The organism is Myceligenerans halotolerans, from assembly GCF_054782975.1.
This window is the reverse complement of record NZ_BAAGRL010000002.1, coordinates 752-16,102: the sequence shown is the minus strand read 5'-3', so window position 1 is coordinate 16,102 and position 15,351 is coordinate 752. Positions and strand designations below refer to the sequence as shown.

The window sequence follows — 15,351 nt, the reverse complement described above, 5'->3', positions numbered from 1 at the left end:
AGGAACCTGGAACAGGCGTTCGGAGCGCAGCGGTACGGCGGCGATCGTCCGGAGCCCCTTCCCGGCAGGCGGCTGAGTGAACCCGCGACGGGAATCATCGAGGTCTCCGGCACCACGCGGCCCGGGCTGGTGGTCACCGCGCCGCACGCGACGAATCACGCGCGCTCCGGCGAGATCAAGTGGGCGGACCGCGGCACGGGAGGGCTTGCGTTGCTGCTCGCGGATCTCACCGGATGCGGCGCGCTGATCTCCGTCGGTGGACTCGCGGCCGAGCCGGGGGACGCGAACTTCGATGCGCGGCACCCGTTCAAGGACCGCCTCGCCGAGCTCGCCCCGCGGGTCGTCGTCGACCTGCACGGGATGCGCACCCGCGACGGGATGGATGTCGACCTCGGTTTCGGGGAGGGCGCCCTGCCCGAGGAGTTCCTCGCCTCGCTCGGCCGGTCGGACCTCCGCGTCACCCGCAACGCCCTCTTCGACGCGATGCGGCCGACGACGGTCGCGGCGTTCGCGCAGGAGCGCGGCATCCCGGCGGTGCAGGTGGAGATCGGCGCCCACCTGCGGCCGCCGGAGGGCAACGGGGCGGACCCGGAGCTGCTCGTGGCCTCCCTGGTGGCGGCCATCGAGGCGGAGGTACCCGCGACGGCGGCCTCGGGACCGGCCGAGCCGGAACCGTCCGGGCCGACTCGCACCTCCCATCGCCTCGCCACGACACTCGTCCCCATCCCGTCCGGGGTGCCCACCGTGGTCGTACGGCCCGCGGTCCTGGCCGGGACGACCGGGCCGGTTCCCGTGACGGTGCGCGCCGGCGCCCGCACCGCCATCGCCTGGGCGTGGACCACGGAGGCGGAGGGCATGCCGGCCCGGGTCCGCGAGCTGCGCCCCGGGCAGGCCGGCGTGACCCGCCGGCTGGTCGCGGCGCTCACCGACGGCCCGGGGCTCGCGCACAGCCGCGAGACGGTCGACCACGTCGACGTCGTCGTGCCGCCGCTACGCCGCCACCGCATCGTGGCGGCGCTCGCCGACGACCTGCCCGGGCAGCACGAGGTGCACGTCTCACCGCAGGACGTCGCCGACCGTGCGTCCTATCTGCTGGTCCGCGACGGCGTCACCGCCTGGGTCACCGCCGTTCCCCGCGAGCACGTCCGGCCGGGGACCGTGCGGCTCGACTACCAGCACCGCCTCCTGACCATGTCCGGCGTTCGCGCCACGGATCCGAACGAGGCGGAGCACGTGGTGCTGGTCGCCGCCCCGCGGGCGATGGTCGAAACGACGAGAGTGCTCTCCTGGCCGCGCCGGTCCGCCGTAGCCGTCGACCGGGGCCTCGAGCGCCTCTGGCGGAGGCTGTTCGGCGCCCCCGAGTTCTCGGCACGCGTCGTCCAGGCACACGCCGGGGACGACTCCACGTCGATGGTGTCGCTGAACCCGGCCGCGTTCGACCGGCTCGGCATCGACCCCGGACAGCAGGTTCTGGTCCGCTGGGGTGGACGCGAGGCGGTGGCGCAGGCCGTCGAGGATCACGACCCGCCGTCGTCGAGCACGGCCGCGGCCGTCTCCAGGGCCGCGCAGCGGGTGAACCGGCTCTGGCCGGACCCGCCCGGCGATCTGTCGCCGCACGTCGTGATCCGGATGTCGGCACACCTGAGGGCGCAGATCGACGCACCGACCGCGACGGTCGTCACGGTCCGGCGCCGGCTCCGCACCTTCCTGGCGGCGAACCTCAACCGACTGGTCATTCCCGTGGCCGGGCTCGGCCTCGCGATCCATCAGATCAACGATCCGCGCTGGCCGGTCATCGGGACCGCGGCCGTCCTGATGACGGTCTTCGCCCTGGCCAGGCTCCGCATGCCGAAGCCGCGCCCGGATGCCCGGGTGGACAAGGACTGGGTGGACGGGATGGCCGATCCGGACGGGATGAGACAGTAGGCGGGTGACGGCTCAACACCTCCCTGGCGATCAGGCGTTCTTCGCGGAGTGGGCCGCCCGGCGGCCCGAGGAGCGGCGTTCGCTCGACCGTGCTCGCGCGGTCGGCGCGGCGCTGGGCACCTGGGACGGGACACCGCCGGTGCTCGCCGTCGTCGGCTCGAAGGGCAAGGGGACGACGGCGGTCCATGCCGCGGCGGTGCTCTCGGCGGCCGTCCGGATCGGCGCGGACCGACCCGCCCGCGTCGGTCTGGTGACGTCACCCGGGCTGCGCACGAACCGCGAGCGGATGCGATTCGACGGCGCCGCGATCTCACCCGCGGAGTACGAGGCCGAGGCCGCACGGCTCGCGGCCGCACGAACCGTCGTCGGACGCGACGGGTCCGGATACCTCTCCCCCACCGGGGCCTACACGATCACCGGCGCCGCCTGGACCGCCGGACGGGGCGCGGACGCGCTGGTTCTCGAGGAGGGGCTCGGCGGCCGGTCGGACGAGGTGAGCCTTTTCGACGCCCGCATCGTGGCGGTGACCAGGGTGTTCTACGAGCACGGCGACCTGCTCGGGCCCACGCTGGACGACGTGGCCCGCGACCTGCTCGGCGTCGTCGGCCACGGCACCCGCACGATCGTCACGGTCGAGCAGGATCCCGAGGTGATGGTGCTCGTGGAGGAGACCGCGGCGAAGTTCGAGACCGAGCTGGTGGTGGTCGGGGCGGGCGCGCCGTCGTGCGTGCCGGACGGACTGGCCCCGCTGACGCGGCTGAACGCGACGGCCGGTGAGGCGGCGGCCCGGGCGCTGGCGGCGGACCTGGGCCGGCGGCTCGACGACGCCGACGTGGCCGCCGTGCTGCGGACCGTGCGCGTACCGGGCCGGATGAGCCGGTATCCGACGGCGAACGGCCCGGTCATGGTCGACGGCGCGATCTCGCCGGAGGGCGTGCGCGCGACGGTCGACGCGTGGCGGGCGTGGCGGGCCGAGCTCGGGGACGACGCCGCCGGCCTCGGCACTGTCGTGGCCAGCTTCCCGGACACGAAGGACGCCGCGGCCTGCTTCGCGGAGCTCCGGGGTTTCGACCGGATCGTGCCCTCGCGCGCCGACGACTACCTGACCTTCACGAAGGCCGAGGCGCTGCACGGCGAGGTGCTCCCCGCCGGGGAGGCGCTGGCGCGAGGCCTGGCCGACGGCGCGTGCCTCGTCGTCGGGACCCAGTCGTTCCTCGGGATCGCGCTCGACGTCCTCGACATCAGGACAGACCTGGCGTATGAGGCGCTCGCCTGACTACATCAGTCCCATGAGCCGGTACAGCACCAGGCTGCCCGCGACGGCGACGTTCAGGCTCGCGCCCCAGCCGGCCATCGGGATCTCGACGCATTCGTCGACGTCGGCCAGGACGTCGTCGGGCACGCCGTGGTGCTCGTGACCGAGCAGGACCACCGTGGGCCCTGGTGCGGTGCCGAGCCGCGGGAGCGGCGTGGCGCCGTCGGCCAGTTCCACCGCGAGGATGCGGTGGCCGGCGTTTCGCTGCTGGTCGAGCCACTCCTCCTTGGACGGCGCTACCCAGTGAATGCACGGGCGCCGACCACGGAGCGTGTCGCCCGCGGCGAGGGCGTTGCGGTAGTGCGGCGTGCGCGGCACGGCCATGCACGCCCCGACCGCGTCGCAGGTGCGCAGAAGGGTGCCGAGATTCGCGTCGTAGGCGACCCACAGGGGCGCGATGATCAGGTGGTCCCAGCAGCCGTGCCGGCCATCACGTCGCTTGCGACGGATCTCGTGCGGCTTGGTCTTACCCCCGCTCATGCGCGCGGGAATGTGCCTCCGGGGAACAGGAACATGAGATGGGCGCCTTTCAGCGGCGGCGCCGGGCCATCGACGGTGAACGTCCGATGGCGTGATTGTGTCATATGTACCTGCAGGTCCGCGAGCCGGTGCTCGACCCCGCACGATCAGTCGTAGATCTTCTCCGCGTAGCCCGGGCCGTAGTAGTCGTCCAGTTCGGCGAGCGACTGGTCCTTGCGCTCCAGGTTCTTCGAGATGACGGCGCGGCGCGGGGCGGCGTCGGGCTCCCACGAGTCCGGGTCCCACGTTTTCGAGCGCAGGAACGCCTTCGAGCAGTGGTAGAACACCTCGGCGATCTCGACCTCGAGCCCGATCACCGGGATGTGGCCGCGCACCTGGAGGTCGGTGAACCAGGGCGCGTCCCGCACGATGCGCGCGGTGCCGTTGATCCGCAGCGTGTCGCCACGGCCGGGGACGACGAAGATCAGGCCGATGCGCGGGTCGGCCAGCAGGTTGTGGAATCCGTCCGCGCGGCGGTTGCCGGGCCGCTCGGGGACACCGATGGTGTGGTCGTCGAGGACGACGGCGAACGACCCCGCCGGGTCGCCCTTGGGTGACACGTCGAGCTGGCCGTCAGGGTCGGCGGTCGCGACGAAACCGAGCGACGACGCGGCGAGGAACTGCCGGTCGAGCTCGTGCAGGACCGTGCGCACCTTGTCGCGTGCCGGGGACGTCGCCTGGCCGACGATGTCCTCCAGTTCCGTGATGGACGTGACCGGAGTACCGAGCCGGGAGGTCGCTTCAGCAGTCATGAGCTCAACGTAACGGCGCTGTCCAGCCCATAGCCTCAGCCGAGCCAGCCTTGTTCCCGGGCCACCGAGACCGCGGCGGTGCGGTCCTGGACGTCCAGCTTGGTGAAGACGCGGATCAGGTGGGTCTTCACCGTGGCCTCGGTGATGAACAGCCGGGCGCCGATCTCGGCGTTCGAGTGTCCGCGCGCCACCAGGGTCAGCACCTCGACCTCGCGCGGCGTGAGCCGGTCGGTCCGCACCGAGGACACCAGCCGCGTGGCCACGCTCGGTGCCAGCACCGTCTCGCCCCGCGCCGCCGCGCGGACACCGGCGACCAGGTCCGCGCGCGGCGTGTCCTTGAGCAGGTAGCCCGTGGCCCCGGCCTCGACGGCGCGCAGGATGTCGGCGTCGGTGTCGTAGGTGGTCAGGACGACGACGCGCGGCGGGCCGTCGGTCGCACGGATCCGGGTCGTGGCCCCGACGCCGTCGAGCACGGGCATCCGCAGGTCCATGAGGACGACGTCGGGTGCGAGCTCGCGGGCCAGGGCGACCGCCTCGGCGCCGTCGCTCGCCTCGCCGACCACCTCGAGGTCGGGCTCGACGGCGAGCATGCCGACCAGGCCGGAACGCACCACTGGGTGGTCGTCCGCCACCAGCACCCGGATCATCCGCGCTGCCCTTCTGTTGTACCTGCTCCTGCCCGACGATCTTCCACACCGCGCGCCCCCGATCCACTTACTTCCGGCTCGCCGGTGCCGGGACCTCTCGACTCCGCGTCCGCGATCCCGTCGGCACCGGCCGCCAGGGCGCCTGGGCCGGTACCCGTGCCGGCCGTCCCGACTCCGCCTGACCGGCTCGCGGCATTGTCCAGCGGCAGCCGGACCGCGAGCACCGTGCCACCTGTGTCCCCGGGACCGATCGACAGACTGCCGCCCGCCGTCGCGACACGTTCCCGCATGCCCGACAGCCCGAACCCCTCGCCCGCCACCAGCCCGAAGCCCTCGGGAAGACCGCGCCCGTCGTCGGACACCTCGAGCAGCACCGTATCGTCCACGCACGCCAGGCGGACCTCGACCACGTTCGCACTCGCGTGCCGGCGCACGTTCGCGAGCCCCTCCTGCGCCACCCGCAGCAGCACCACCTCGGCAGACGGGGGCAGGCCCAGCACGCCGTCGGCGACGAACCACGACTGCAGGCCGGTCTCGTCGCCGAACCGCGTCACGAGCCGGCCGAGCGCCTCGACCAGCGACTTCTCCTTCAACGGTGCCGGAGCGAACGCCGCGACCAGAGCCCTGGCCTCGGCGAGGTTGTCGCGCGCCGTCTCCTCGATCAGGTGGAGCCGTTCGCGCACCACCTCGACGCCGTCGTCGTCGGTGTCCAGGACCGCCGACGCCGCCTGCGCCTGCATGACGACGCTCGTGAACCCCTGCGCGAGCGTGTCGTGGATCTCGCGGGCGATCCGGGCCCGCTCAGCCTCCACACCGGCCGTGTGGTGCGACCGCGCGAGGGCGTCCTGCGCCGCACGGAGCTCATCGAGAAGACGTGCGTGCTCCTCGACCTGCCGCATCGTCCACGCGACCCACATCCCCAGCCCGACGGCGAACACCAGGACCACACCCATCTGGGCCGGGAGGACGGTCACCGCCTGCGGCGCGAATCCCACGCGGATCAGGATTCCCAGCGTCGCCGCCACCGCGAGAGCCGCGCTGGCGACGATGGACCAGAGGCGCCGTTCGAGCAACATCCAGCCGTGCGAGAACGCCGCGAAGAGCAGCAGCGAGGCGCTCTCGGACCCGGCCGTCGCCACTCCGGTGCCGATCACGAGGACCACGAGGTAGGCCGTGGCGGCCGTCTGGTTCCGCGAGCGCGCTGCCGGGCCGCCCCAGATCGCGTACGCGATGCCGATCGCGGCGAGGGCCACGTACGACAGCAGCAGCCCGGCACCCCGTGCACCCTCGACGGCCATCTGGATCGCCGTCAGGACCAGGATCGCGACGAACGCGACGTCCCACCACACGACGATCCGGTCCCACGCCGCGTACGGCCCGCCGGGAGCCGGCGGGAGATCTCCCCTGTCGTCACCCGTCATCGCGCCTCCGCCAGCGGAACGTCCGTACTCCGATCACCAGTCCCAGGATGAGCCACAGGCCGAGCACGGTCGCGATGAGCAGGTGCTGCCACTCCCCGGCGGTCTCGACCGCCGCGAACTCGTCGGGCAGGAACACCGACCGCATACCCTGGGCCAGCCACTTCAGCGGGAACACCTGTGCGATCTGCTGCATCCAGTCCGGCAGTGCCGGGTAAGGGAAGAAGACCCCGGAGATGAACTGGAGCACCAGCACCACCGGCGTCACCACCGCTGACGCCGACCTCCCCGATCTCGGCACCGTCGAGAACGCCACCCCGCAGACCGTCCCGGTCGCGGTGCCGAGCGCGAACACCCAGGCGAACGTCCACCAGCGGTCGCCGTCGGGCATCGGGACGTCGAACGCGACATTCGCGAGCGCGATCAGCACCGCCGTCTGCACGACCGAGACCAGGAGCACCTGCCCCACCTTGCCGAGGAAGTACGAGACCGCCGGGAGGGGCGTGGCGCGCAGGCGCTTGAGCGTGCCGTCGTCGCGCTCGACGGCGATGGAGATCGCCACGGTCTGGAAACTGGACAGCATGACGCCGGTGGCGACCATGCCGGGCAGGAAGTACTGCGCGAAGTTGATCTCCACCGGGCCGGTGCCGATGTCGAACACCTGGTTCTCGCCGCCGAACACCGAGGCGAAGATCGCCATCATGATCAGCGGGTAGGCGAAGATGAAGATCATCGCGTCACGTTCACGCAGGAAGCCGAGCATCTCGACGCGCGTCCGCACGAGGCCGAGTGGAAGCCAGCCGGGCAGTCGGGGACGGGCGGAGGGGGCCGCATCACGGGTGCTGGTTGTCATCGCTGCGCCTCACTGCTCTCTTTGCCCTGCTCGTCACTGCTCTCGCCCACGACGCTCCCGCCGCTCCCGCCACCGATGAGGTCCAGGTACACGTCCTCGAGGGTCGGCCGGGTGACCGTGAGCCCCGGGATCTCGCCCCCTGGTTCGGCAATCTCGCGGGCGAGCCGGGCCACCGCCTCGGTGGGGCGGTCGGTGCGGAGCGACCGGCGCTCGCCGCCGTCAAGCCAGGTGACCAGCGGCCTGCGCGCGTCCGGCCCGCCGAGGTCGTCCGGCGCCCCGGACGCGACCACCCTCCCGCGGTCGATGACGACGACCCGGTCGGCCAGATAGGCCGCCTCCTCCAGGTAGTGCGTGGTCAGCAGGATCGTGGCCCCGTCGTCGCGCAGGCCGTTCACGAGGTCCCAGAAAGAGCGGCGTGCCTGCGGGTCGAAGCCCGTGGTGGGTTCGTCGAGGAAGAGCAGTTCGGGCTGACCGACGATGCCGAGTGCGACGTCGAGCCGCCGGCGCTGCCCGCCGGACAGGGCACGTGTCCGCTTGCGCGCGTGCTCCGTGAGGCCGACGGCGTCGATCACCTCGGCCGGGTCACGGGGGTCGGGGTAGTACCGCGCCGTGGCGCCGACCATCTCGGCGACGGTGAGTTCCCCCAGGTCGCGCGAGTCCTGCTGCACGACGCCGATCCGGGCGCGCCACGCACGGCCCGCCCTCGCGGGATCCTCGCCGAGCACGGAGACCTCGCCCGCGTCCCGCTCGCGGAAGCCTTCCAGGATCTCGACGGTGGTGGTCTTCCCCGCGCCGTTGGGGCCGAGGACGGCGAAGATCTCGCCGCGTTCCACGTCCAGGTCGAGGCCGTCGACGGCTGCGACCCGTGGGCCCTCTCCGGCGCCGCGCGACCGGTATGTCTTGCGCAGCCCGCGCACGCTCATCGCCGTGTCGCGCGGATGTGCGCGGTCCGCTGTCCCGCGTGCTGGTGCCCGTTCCGTCTGCATGGCCACCATGCTTTCGCACACCTGGCCGCGCCACCACCACCGGCCGGTCGGATCCCTTGTCCACCGAACGGTGGACCCGACAGGTCTACGCCGCCCCGCGCCTCAGGCGCGCTCAGTCCCCGGACAGTCCTCCGGCCGCCGCTGCTCCTCGCCTCGTGCAATCGCCACAGCGCGCTCGACCTGCTCCGTCGAGGCGCCGGCCCGCTGTCCCTGGAACCGGATCCAGTCGGGCAGCAGCCCGATGACCTTCGGGGCCCACTCGTCGTCGAACCAGTCGGCCATGCCGGTCACGTTCCAGGAGATCCGGTGCGGTGAGATCACCGACCACGAGTCGGAGACCGTCCCCTGGCACCAGTATTCCGCGAGGGCGTCGGCGTGGTCCTTCTTCTCTGCAGGCAACGGCGCTCCTCGCTCCGCCTCGTACCACGCGAGGAACTCGTCCAGTTCCGCGGTGTGGTCGCCCGACTCCACCTGCGGTTCCGTCCCGAGCCGCGTGCCGACGGTCAGCGCCATCCGATGCGTGAGGAACCAGTTGTCCATGAGGGCACGAGTCTCCTCGCCCCGGACGCCCGTGAACTGATCCCGGTAGAGCAGCCCCCACTCGACATCGTCGACAGGTTCGGCAACCGCCTCGGCCGCGGCCTCACCGACCCAATCCCTCCATGCCGCGACCGCCTGCTCCGCGCCGTCGAACGCACCGGCGTTCACGGGCAGTGGCGACTCGCAGACGTCGATGTCCCAGGCATAGACGAACGTGTCCGCACCCCAGGACATCTCCGCCACGATCGCCCGCCGCGCGCCTCCGCACCCGTCGAGCGCCCGCCACATCCGGTCCGTCGACCGGATCTCCGGCCGCGCGAGCAGCCACGACTCCGCAGGAAAGACCTGTGACTCACCGAGCGCCGCCAGGTATTCCTTCCACATGTCTTCGGCGTCGTCGGGCAGCGCCATCGCGACGATCCCGTACATGAGCCGGGCATGGGTGCCGACGTCGTCCCCTCCCGCGCGAAGCGATGCCAGCGTCCGTTCGATCACCTCGGCGCTGAACTCCTCGAAGAAAAGGCCGAACTTCTCGCTTTGCACGACATCGTGCAGGACGCCGCCGAGCAGTCGTCCGACGGCGACCACCAGCGCCCGCGGCCCCTCGACGTCGACCAGCGCCGTCGCTCCCGCCCTGATCTCCTCGTGCGCCGGCCCGAACCACTCAGCGGTCCGCTGACCGGCAGACCCGGCGGCGGGGATCCCCATGAACCGCTGGAGGACGCCCATCGCGTGGTCCGGCGGCCCGTCCAGCCCGCTCAGCACCGGCGGTGCGCCGCGCCCTTCGCGCGCAACCCGTTCAGCTTCCAGGATCGCGGCCCGCTTCGCGGGGTTCCCGTACTTCTTGGCCCTTGACCTCGACTTCTTCGCCACGGAGCGACGGTACTGGTCACGGTGCTGCGCGAGCCAAACGTGCTCAACATGTTGGGCACACTGCGGGACGAGCGGGGATCGCTGTGTTCCCGCATACCGGACCAGGACAGGGGGCCCAGTGAGGTCGAACAATCGCGCCGTACGAACGGCGCTTGGTGTACTCATGGCGGCCGCGACGGCGATCGGGCTGGCCTCGTGCACACCGGACGACGGCGCAGAGCCGGACATCCCGACCCTGGAGGAAGCACGCGCATCGGAGTCGTCGGCGGCCGGAGCATCGCCGGAACAAGAACCAACCTCGGCTCGCTCGGCCACGGCGCCTCTCCGCAGGACGATCCCGACGTGCACCGCTTCGAAGCCGAGTGGACCGACGACACCCGGCGTGACAGCCCCGGCGCCCGGCAGATCGACGACCTGCTCCCGACAGACGCCCACTCGGCCGTCTACGAAACGAAGTCGACGTCATTCAAGAATCTCGTCGCCTTCATCATCGGCGGCGACGTCGAGATGTACGCCCCCGACCGCACCAAAGGAAACCGCTACGGCGGATTCGACTGGGTCGATGGGATCGACCACCCGGACTACGAACCGAACACGGTCAGCATCTCCGACCTCGAAGCAGACCTCGCCAGAAGGCAGGCCCGCCCATGAACCACCACCCAGGCATGAGAACCACCACGCTGGCCTGCCTCGCGGTGCTCCTCCTGACCCTGACCACGGCCTGCACCCCCGGAGGCAACATGACGCCCATCGAGGAATACGCAGACGAAGCCGAAGCCATCGGCACCACCCTCACTGAGATCATCGCGGATGTCCCCCGCGACCCCGAAAGACCCAACGACTCCATAGGCGGGCAGGAGAACGGCCTCGACACCGCCGCGGAGTTCGAGAGCACCGCCGCGCGCCTGGAGTCGGTCCTTGACGATCTCGACCAGCACGTCCATGCCGCCCGGCCGCACGCGTACTTCTCCGGGAACAAGACCGCCTACCTCCACGGCCTGGAGCGCTGGAACACCGCCTCCGGCGAGGTCCGCACCATGATCCGGCTCGTTCGCGAGTCGCTGCACCCGGCGACCTCCGTCGTCCCCGAAACGCCCGGAGAAGCGCGATGACCGAAGGATGGTGCATCAACCCCGCCGAGGTCGCCAAGGTCCTGGACAAGGCCGACGCCCAGCGGCGGGAACTGCCCGGGATCATCCGGCAGATCGAGTCCGAACCCGCCTCCGACACTGTCCCCGGTGCGACGGCGATCGGCGAGTTCCTCGCCACCCGCGTCGAACCCCTGCGCTGGATCGAGGCCCGCATCGCCGCCGTCGTCGACGGCACCACCGCAGCGCTCCGGGCCTACGACGACGGCGACCTCGCCATGGCCGCCGCACACCAGAAGGCAGCGGGCACCATCGGCGCACCGACTCCGCTCCCCGGCCCGCGCCCGCGACCGCCGCTCGGCCCGCCGGCGCCCCAGTGACCGGCGTCCGGTCGCACCATCATCCTGACGACGCGGCCGTCAGCGCCGCCGCCACCGCCCCGAGATCGACGGGGCGCTGGTCGCCCCAGACCGAGCGGGCGCGAGCGAGCTTCGGCGCGTAGTTCCTCGCCGCCTCCAGCGCGCGATCACCCAGTGAGTCGCCCGTGACCGACGACGGCGGGTCCTGGCTGCCCGCCGCACGCCGGCCGGCGCCCAGGTCCTTGGCGTACCGCACCGAGTCGACGACAGCCGACTTGACGCGTTCGTGCGCGAGGTAACGACCGACATCGGGCTCCCAGTTCCGGGGAGCCCCGCCGCGTTCCTCCCATGCCCGCACCCAGGACCGGCGCACCCGCTCCTCGTCCTCCGGCGTGTAGTCCGTCTTGTGAAGGTGCACGGCGAGCTCGTACACCGGGTCGCCCGCGAGCGCGAGCTCCCAGTCCAGGATCACCAGGCGCCCGCCGCCCTGGACGATGAGGTTCTTGCGGTGGACGTCGGAGTGCACGAGGACGGACGGGCGAGGCGTGAGCAGATCGAGGTCGAGCGGCGCGAACGGGTCGCCCGGGATGCCGAGGCTCGCCCAGAGCCCGGCGTACCGGTCGTGGAAATCGGCGTGCACGGAGCGGGTGATGCCGAACAGCCGCCGGGCGAACGCGGCGCTGTCGCTCTCGGCGGGCCAGTCGTCCGGCGTCGGCGGGAGCAGATCCAGCGGCATCTCCGCGATTCCCGCGAGAAGCTGGCCCGTCGCCGCCGCGACGCCCGCCGGGACGGGCGTCCCCTTGGGAGAGACGTCGTTGAGCACGTCGCCGTCGACCCATTCGTGGACCTGGTGCGGGATCGCGGCTGACCGAGACCAGCCGCGGCGCGGCCGCGAACCGGTCATGAAGTGCGGCGAGGACATCGGCCTCGTTCCAGATCTTCAGGTCCATCGAGTCGGCGCCGGTGATCGGCACGCGGAGCATGTGGTCGCCGGAGCGCACATTGAGGTTGTAGTAGCCGGACAGTCGGGAACCGGCGTCGAGCGCGCGTTCGTACTCGGCGTCCCACGAGTCGCCCAGCAGGCGCGCAACGTAGGCCCGCGCGTTCCGCCACATGGTGCTCTCCCGCCCGGGTAGCGGCTGAACGCGATCGCGAGCCCGCGCAGCCGCGTCACCGATCTCCCGCGCCGGCCGCCCGATCCTGTCGCAAAGCAGATCCGCGAGGACGATCAGCGTGGGATAGACACCCACAGCCTCCAGTTCGCTGACGGCCCAGATGGCGGACGTGAAGGCGTGGTCGTGCTCACCTGATCGAGCGAGCCCGAAGGCGGCCACGAGCTCGGCGCGGGCCCGACCCGATCGATAGCCGCACCGGTCCAGCAGGACGCGCGCCCGGTCGATCACCTCGCCCGCACCGCCGGTATCGCCGGACGCGATGAGGGCGAGGGCGAGCGCGGTGAACGCCTTGCCGGTCTCCAGGTCGGAGCCCATGGCCTCGTGCGTCCGCACGGCACGCCATGCGACGTCGACGGCCGCCTCGGGATCGGTCTGGGCGAGGATCTCCGCTTCGTTCGTCAGGATGTTCGCGAGGCCGACGTGGTGCGCGGCCGCCTCGTAGAGTCCTCGCGCGCGATCGAGGTGCTCGCGGGCACCGTCGGCGTCGAACATGAACCGGTGGGCGAGACTGCGCAGGCGCGCGAGGTCCGCCCGGAGGACGGCACGCTCGGCGGGTGCGGCGTGTTCGACGTCGTCCACGATAGTGATGGCCTCGGCGAACCGTCCCTCCGCCATGGTGAGGTCGGCGAGCCAGCCGCCGGCGTCGTACCGGCACAGGCCTTGGTGGCCTGGCCAGATCTGTCCGAACCTGTCGATCGCCTCTCGGGTGTCGCCGGCGATCCGGTGGGCGTTCGCGGCAGCCAGGGCCTCGCGCGCGGCCGGCTCCTCCGCGTCGCCAGGCAGCTCCCGTGGCGTGTCGCCCAGTACGTCCAGGACGACCCTGGCGTCGCCCACCACGAGGGACGCCTCGGCCGCCACGAGCCGCGCGAGCCGCGAATGCCCGCCTACGGAGGTCAGGTCGTCCCGGAAGCCGTCGAGGGCGACCTTGCCGAACGGGGCGAGCCGGTCGGCGTAGACGAGCAGGCCCGGGTCGCTGCCGTCCGCCCAGGGACCCGGTACGGCGTCGGACGCCGGCGTTTCACGGTCGGGACTCGGCTCGAAGAGGTACTCGTACTCATCGATACCTGCGCCGCGAGTCCGAGCCGTCGCGTGATAGGCGGCCTCCCGCCACGCCGTCGGCGCCGGGGACCGCTCGGCGCGGGCCGTCCACACCTGCTGGAGCAGTGCGTGCATCTCCGTCTCGATCCCCCGGCCGAGCCCGCGTCGGACGGCTCGCGCCATGAGCTGGTGCATCTGCAGCGCGTCCGGACCGACGCGCGCGATGAAGGAGTACCGCGACAGGACCTGCCATGTCTCGGGGTCGTGGGGAAGGTGGTATCGCTGCGCCACGGCTTCGAACACCCCGCGGTCGAACACGCGGGCGACGCTGAGCAGCCGCAGGTATCTCGCCAGCCCCGGATCGACGTGCCGCAGGAAGCGCTCCTCGAGGCTCGCGCTCGCACGGCGGCTGTCGCTCGTCTCGCTGGCGAGGTGCAGGAAATACGGGACACCGTGGCTCGCCCGGACCCAGTGACCGGTCTCCCTCACGCCCAGCTCGTCAAGGAGTTCGATCCGCGCCTCGACAGGAAGTGGCGGCACCTGGATCGAGCGGATCCGCTCCGGCCAGTCGGGGTGGTGCCGCTCCCAGTCGAGCGGTTCGCGTGACGCGACGACGGCGAGCCCGTCGAGCTGACCGCACAGGTCCCGCACCCAGGCTCCCTCCGGCCCCAGCGCCTCGTAGGCGTCGAGGAAGACGACGTGCCGGTGCTCGTTCAGCGCGTTCGCGAAAAGATGGACGACGGCGTCACGCTGCTCCTCCAGGCCCAGCTCCGGGAACTCCCGGAGCACGCGATCGTCCTGCATCAGGCGCCGCTCACGCATCTTGCGTGTCGTCGCGTCGACGGCCCTGACGGCCGTCCCGACCAGACCCGCGCCGAGCGCTTCGCCGACCACCTCGCCGACGATCTCCGCGCCCTGCAGCCACGGATGCGGCGCCGCGCTGAGCGGCTGCATCGGATGCAGCCGCTGCCACCATCTCGCGTAGGCGATGTCGAAGCGCTCGAACGGCACGCCGTCCTCGCCGAGCTGGGACCGCAGGTCCCCCAGGCCGCCGATCGCGGACCGCAGGTCCGGCTCCTGCAGGTTCAGCGTGGCGATCACGATCTTCCGGTTCCGTGGACGACGACGAAACTCATGCAGCAGTCGAGACTTGCCGATCCCTCCCACCCCGTACAGGGAGAGCAGCCGCGGCCGCTCCCCGAGTACTGCGATCTCCTCGTCGAACGCCGTGAGGATCTCCTCCCGGTCGACGAACGCGACGCTCGCGGCGCCTGGTACGTAGCGTGCCCTGATCGCCATGTGAACCTCCCGGCTCAATATATGGAGCCTTTGGTGTGAGAGTCCATGGCAAGACTGGCGATGCCGCAGGTCACGCCCTTGCAGCTGCGGCGTTCACCGCCACGGCTTGCGCGGCCGACGACGGGCCGGCCGTGCAACATGCTCGCGGGACCGCGTCGACGAGGTTTCGCGGGAGCGACGCGTACCGCGCCCTTGTGTAGAACAAATGTTTCCACAGATTGGTGCCAGATAGGGGTTTCAGCTCGTGCTTGCCTCGGCCTGCTGAGAGAATTGAGGGCATGACGACACGACGCGCCACGGGCTTCCTGCCCGGCCCCCAGGACGGGGCCGGGCAGGCCACGACACCCCCGCGCACCACCGTGTCCACCCACGACACCCCGACCGACGGCATCCCGGCGAACGACAGCTCGGCCGACGGCATCCCGGCCGCTGGCGTCTCGACGGACGGTGTCCCGGCGACCGGTGTCTCAGCGGCTGACATGTCGGTGACTGGTGTCCCGGGGGCTGACGTGTCGGCGGCCGACATCGCCGCGGTGCATCAGTGGCTGCTGACGGCGGCCAAG

General features: G+C 71.7%; 16 protein-coding genes. 8 read left to right on the top strand and 8 right to left on the bottom strand.

Translation table 11 applies throughout. The features are described 5' to 3' along the window. On the top strand, nucleotides 1–1,926 hold a 1,926-nt coding region (locus ACYVK5_RS00105), incomplete at its 5' end, for a hypothetical protein (protein ID WP_460701250.1). A 4-nt stretch (nucleotides 1,927–1,930) separates the two neighbouring features. After that, nucleotides 1,931–3,202 (top strand): folylpolyglutamate synthase/dihydrofolate synthase family protein, encoded by a 1,272-nt coding sequence (locus ACYVK5_RS00100; protein WP_460701249.1) that lies wholly within the window; start codon nucleotides 1,931–1,933, stop codon nucleotides 3,200–3,202. On the opposite strand, the gene ACYVK5_RS00095 is transcribed toward ACYVK5_RS00100, so the two are convergent. The 7 genes from ACYVK5_RS00095 to ACYVK5_RS00065 form a co-directional block, all read right to left on the bottom strand. Continuing rightward, entirely contained in the window at nucleotides 3,203–3,721 is a 519-nt protein-coding gene (locus tag ACYVK5_RS00095) for a TrmH family RNA methyltransferase (protein ID WP_460701248.1), read from the bottom strand. Between the two features lie 146 nt (nucleotides 3,722–3,867). Next, nucleotides 3,868–4,512 (bottom strand): MSMEG_1061 family FMN-dependent PPOX-type flavoprotein, encoded by a 645-nt coding sequence (locus ACYVK5_RS00090; RefSeq protein ID WP_460701247.1) that lies wholly within the window; start codon nucleotides 4,510–4,512, stop codon nucleotides 3,868–3,870. Between the two features lie 35 nt (nucleotides 4,513–4,547). Beyond that, the gene (locus tag ACYVK5_RS00085) at nucleotides 4,548–5,159 is read right to left on the bottom strand and encodes a response regulator (RefSeq protein ID WP_460701246.1); all 612 of its coding nucleotides are present in this window, start codon (nucleotides 5,157–5,159) and stop codon (nucleotides 4,548–4,550) included. After that, the gene (locus ACYVK5_RS00080; RefSeq protein WP_460701245.1) at nucleotides 5,156–6,580 is read right to left on the bottom strand and encodes a sensor histidine kinase; all 1,425 of its coding nucleotides are present in this window, start codon (nucleotides 6,578–6,580) and stop codon (nucleotides 5,156–5,158) included. The genes ACYVK5_RS00085 and ACYVK5_RS00080 overlap by 4 nt, the downstream gene beginning before the upstream one ends. Beyond that, complete coding sequence (locus ACYVK5_RS00075; RefSeq protein WP_460701244.1) at nucleotides 6,570–7,430, bottom strand: ABC transporter permease; 861 nt, start codon at nucleotides 7,428–7,430, stop codon at nucleotides 6,570–6,572. The genes ACYVK5_RS00080 and ACYVK5_RS00075 overlap by 11 nt, the downstream gene beginning before the upstream one ends. Continuing rightward, nucleotides 7,427–8,416, bottom strand: coding sequence for an ABC transporter ATP-binding protein (locus ACYVK5_RS00070; RefSeq protein WP_460701243.1), 990 nt, complete (start codon nucleotides 8,414–8,416; stop codon nucleotides 7,427–7,429). The genes ACYVK5_RS00075 and ACYVK5_RS00070 overlap by 4 nt, the downstream gene beginning before the upstream one ends. A gap of 102 nt (nucleotides 8,417–8,518) precedes the next feature. Continuing rightward, nucleotides 8,519–9,829 carry a hypothetical protein gene (locus ACYVK5_RS00065; protein ID WP_460701242.1) on the bottom strand — a complete coding sequence of 437 codons (1,311 nt, stop codon included), beginning with the start codon at nucleotides 9,827–9,829 and terminating at the stop codon, nucleotides 8,519–8,521. Between the two features lie 342 nt (nucleotides 9,830–10,171). On the opposite strand from ACYVK5_RS00065, the gene ACYVK5_RS00060 reads away from it, so the two are divergent. Genes ACYVK5_RS00060 through ACYVK5_RS00050 form a run of 3 tightly spaced genes read left to right on the top strand, consistent with a single transcriptional unit; the run spans nucleotide 10,172 to nucleotide 11,297 of the window. Next, on the top strand, nucleotides 10,172–10,480 hold the full coding sequence (locus ACYVK5_RS00060) for a hypothetical protein (protein WP_460701241.1): 309 nt from the start codon (nucleotides 10,172–10,174) through the stop codon (nucleotides 10,478–10,480). A gap of 14 nt (nucleotides 10,481–10,494) precedes the next feature. Continuing rightward, nucleotides 10,495–10,941 carry a hypothetical protein gene (locus ACYVK5_RS00055; RefSeq protein WP_460701240.1) on the top strand — a complete coding sequence of 149 codons (447 nt, stop codon included), beginning with the start codon at nucleotides 10,495–10,497 and terminating at the stop codon, nucleotides 10,939–10,941. Beyond that, on the top strand, nucleotides 10,938–11,297 hold the full coding sequence (locus ACYVK5_RS00050; protein ID WP_460701239.1) for a DUF6507 family protein: 360 nt from the start codon (nucleotides 10,938–10,940) through the stop codon (nucleotides 11,295–11,297). The genes ACYVK5_RS00055 and ACYVK5_RS00050 overlap by 4 nt, the downstream gene beginning before the upstream one ends. A gap of 19 nt (nucleotides 11,298–11,316) precedes the next feature. On the opposite strand, the gene ACYVK5_RS00045 is transcribed toward ACYVK5_RS00050, so the two are convergent. Next, on the bottom strand, nucleotides 11,317–12,180 hold the full coding sequence (locus ACYVK5_RS00045; protein WP_460701374.1) for an aminoglycoside phosphotransferase family protein: 864 nt from the start codon (nucleotides 12,178–12,180) through the stop codon (nucleotides 11,317–11,319). Between the two features lie 592 nt (nucleotides 12,181–12,772). Between ACYVK5_RS00045 and ACYVK5_RS00040 the strand changes: the two genes are divergently transcribed. The 3 genes from ACYVK5_RS00040 to ACYVK5_RS00030 all read left to right on the top strand — a co-directional run. Then, complete coding sequence (locus ACYVK5_RS00040; protein ID WP_460701238.1) at nucleotides 12,773–14,095, top strand: hypothetical protein; 1,323 nt, start codon at nucleotides 12,773–12,775, stop codon at nucleotides 14,093–14,095. A 126-nt stretch (nucleotides 14,096–14,221) separates the two neighbouring features. After that, complete coding sequence (locus ACYVK5_RS00035; protein ID WP_460701237.1) at nucleotides 14,222–14,827, top strand: hypothetical protein; 606 nt, start codon at nucleotides 14,222–14,224, stop codon at nucleotides 14,825–14,827. Nucleotides 14,828–15,066: 239 nt separating this feature from the next. After that, nucleotides 15,067–15,351, top strand: a 285-nt coding sequence (locus tag ACYVK5_RS00030) for a hypothetical protein (protein WP_460701236.1), incomplete at its 3' end; no start/stop codon positions are given.

What these genes read in the sequence shown, in the direction of transcription:
- ACYVK5_RS00045 (WP_460701374.1), bottom strand. Translation starts at nt 12,180, where the DNA reads ATGACCGGTTCGCGGCCGCGCCGCGGCTGGTCTCGGTCAGCCGCGATC.
- ACYVK5_RS00085 (WP_460701246.1), bottom strand. Translation starts at nt 5,159, where the DNA reads ATGATCCGGGTGCTGGTGGCGGACGACCACCCAGTGGTGCGTTCCGGC.
- ACYVK5_RS00055 (WP_460701240.1), top strand. Translation starts at nt 10,495, where the DNA reads ATGAGAACCACCACGCTGGCCTGCCTCGCGGTGCTCCTCCTGACCCTG.
- ACYVK5_RS00075 (WP_460701244.1), bottom strand. Translation starts at nt 7,430, where the DNA reads ATGACAACCAGCACCCGTGATGCGGCCCCCTCCGCCCGTCCCCGACTG.
- ACYVK5_RS00080 (WP_460701245.1), bottom strand. Translation starts at nt 6,580, where the DNA reads ATGACGGGTGACGACAGGGGAGATCTCCCGCCGGCTCCCGGCGGGCCG.
- ACYVK5_RS00070 (WP_460701243.1), bottom strand. Translation starts at nt 8,416, where the DNA reads ATGCAGACGGAACGGGCACCAGCACGCGGGACAGCGGACCGCGCACAT.
- ACYVK5_RS00095 (WP_460701248.1), bottom strand. Translation starts at nt 3,721, where the DNA reads ATGAGCGGGGGTAAGACCAAGCCGCACGAGATCCGTCGCAAGCGACGT.
- ACYVK5_RS00035 (WP_460701237.1), top strand. Translation starts at nt 14,222, where the DNA reads ATGGACGACGGCGTCACGCTGCTCCTCCAGGCCCAGCTCCGGGAACTC.
- ACYVK5_RS00090 (WP_460701247.1), bottom strand. Translation starts at nt 4,512, where the DNA reads ATGACTGCTGAAGCGACCTCCCGGCTCGGTACTCCGGTCACGTCCATC.
- ACYVK5_RS00050 (WP_460701239.1), top strand. Translation starts at nt 10,938, where the DNA reads ATGACCGAAGGATGGTGCATCAACCCCGCCGAGGTCGCCAAGGTCCTG.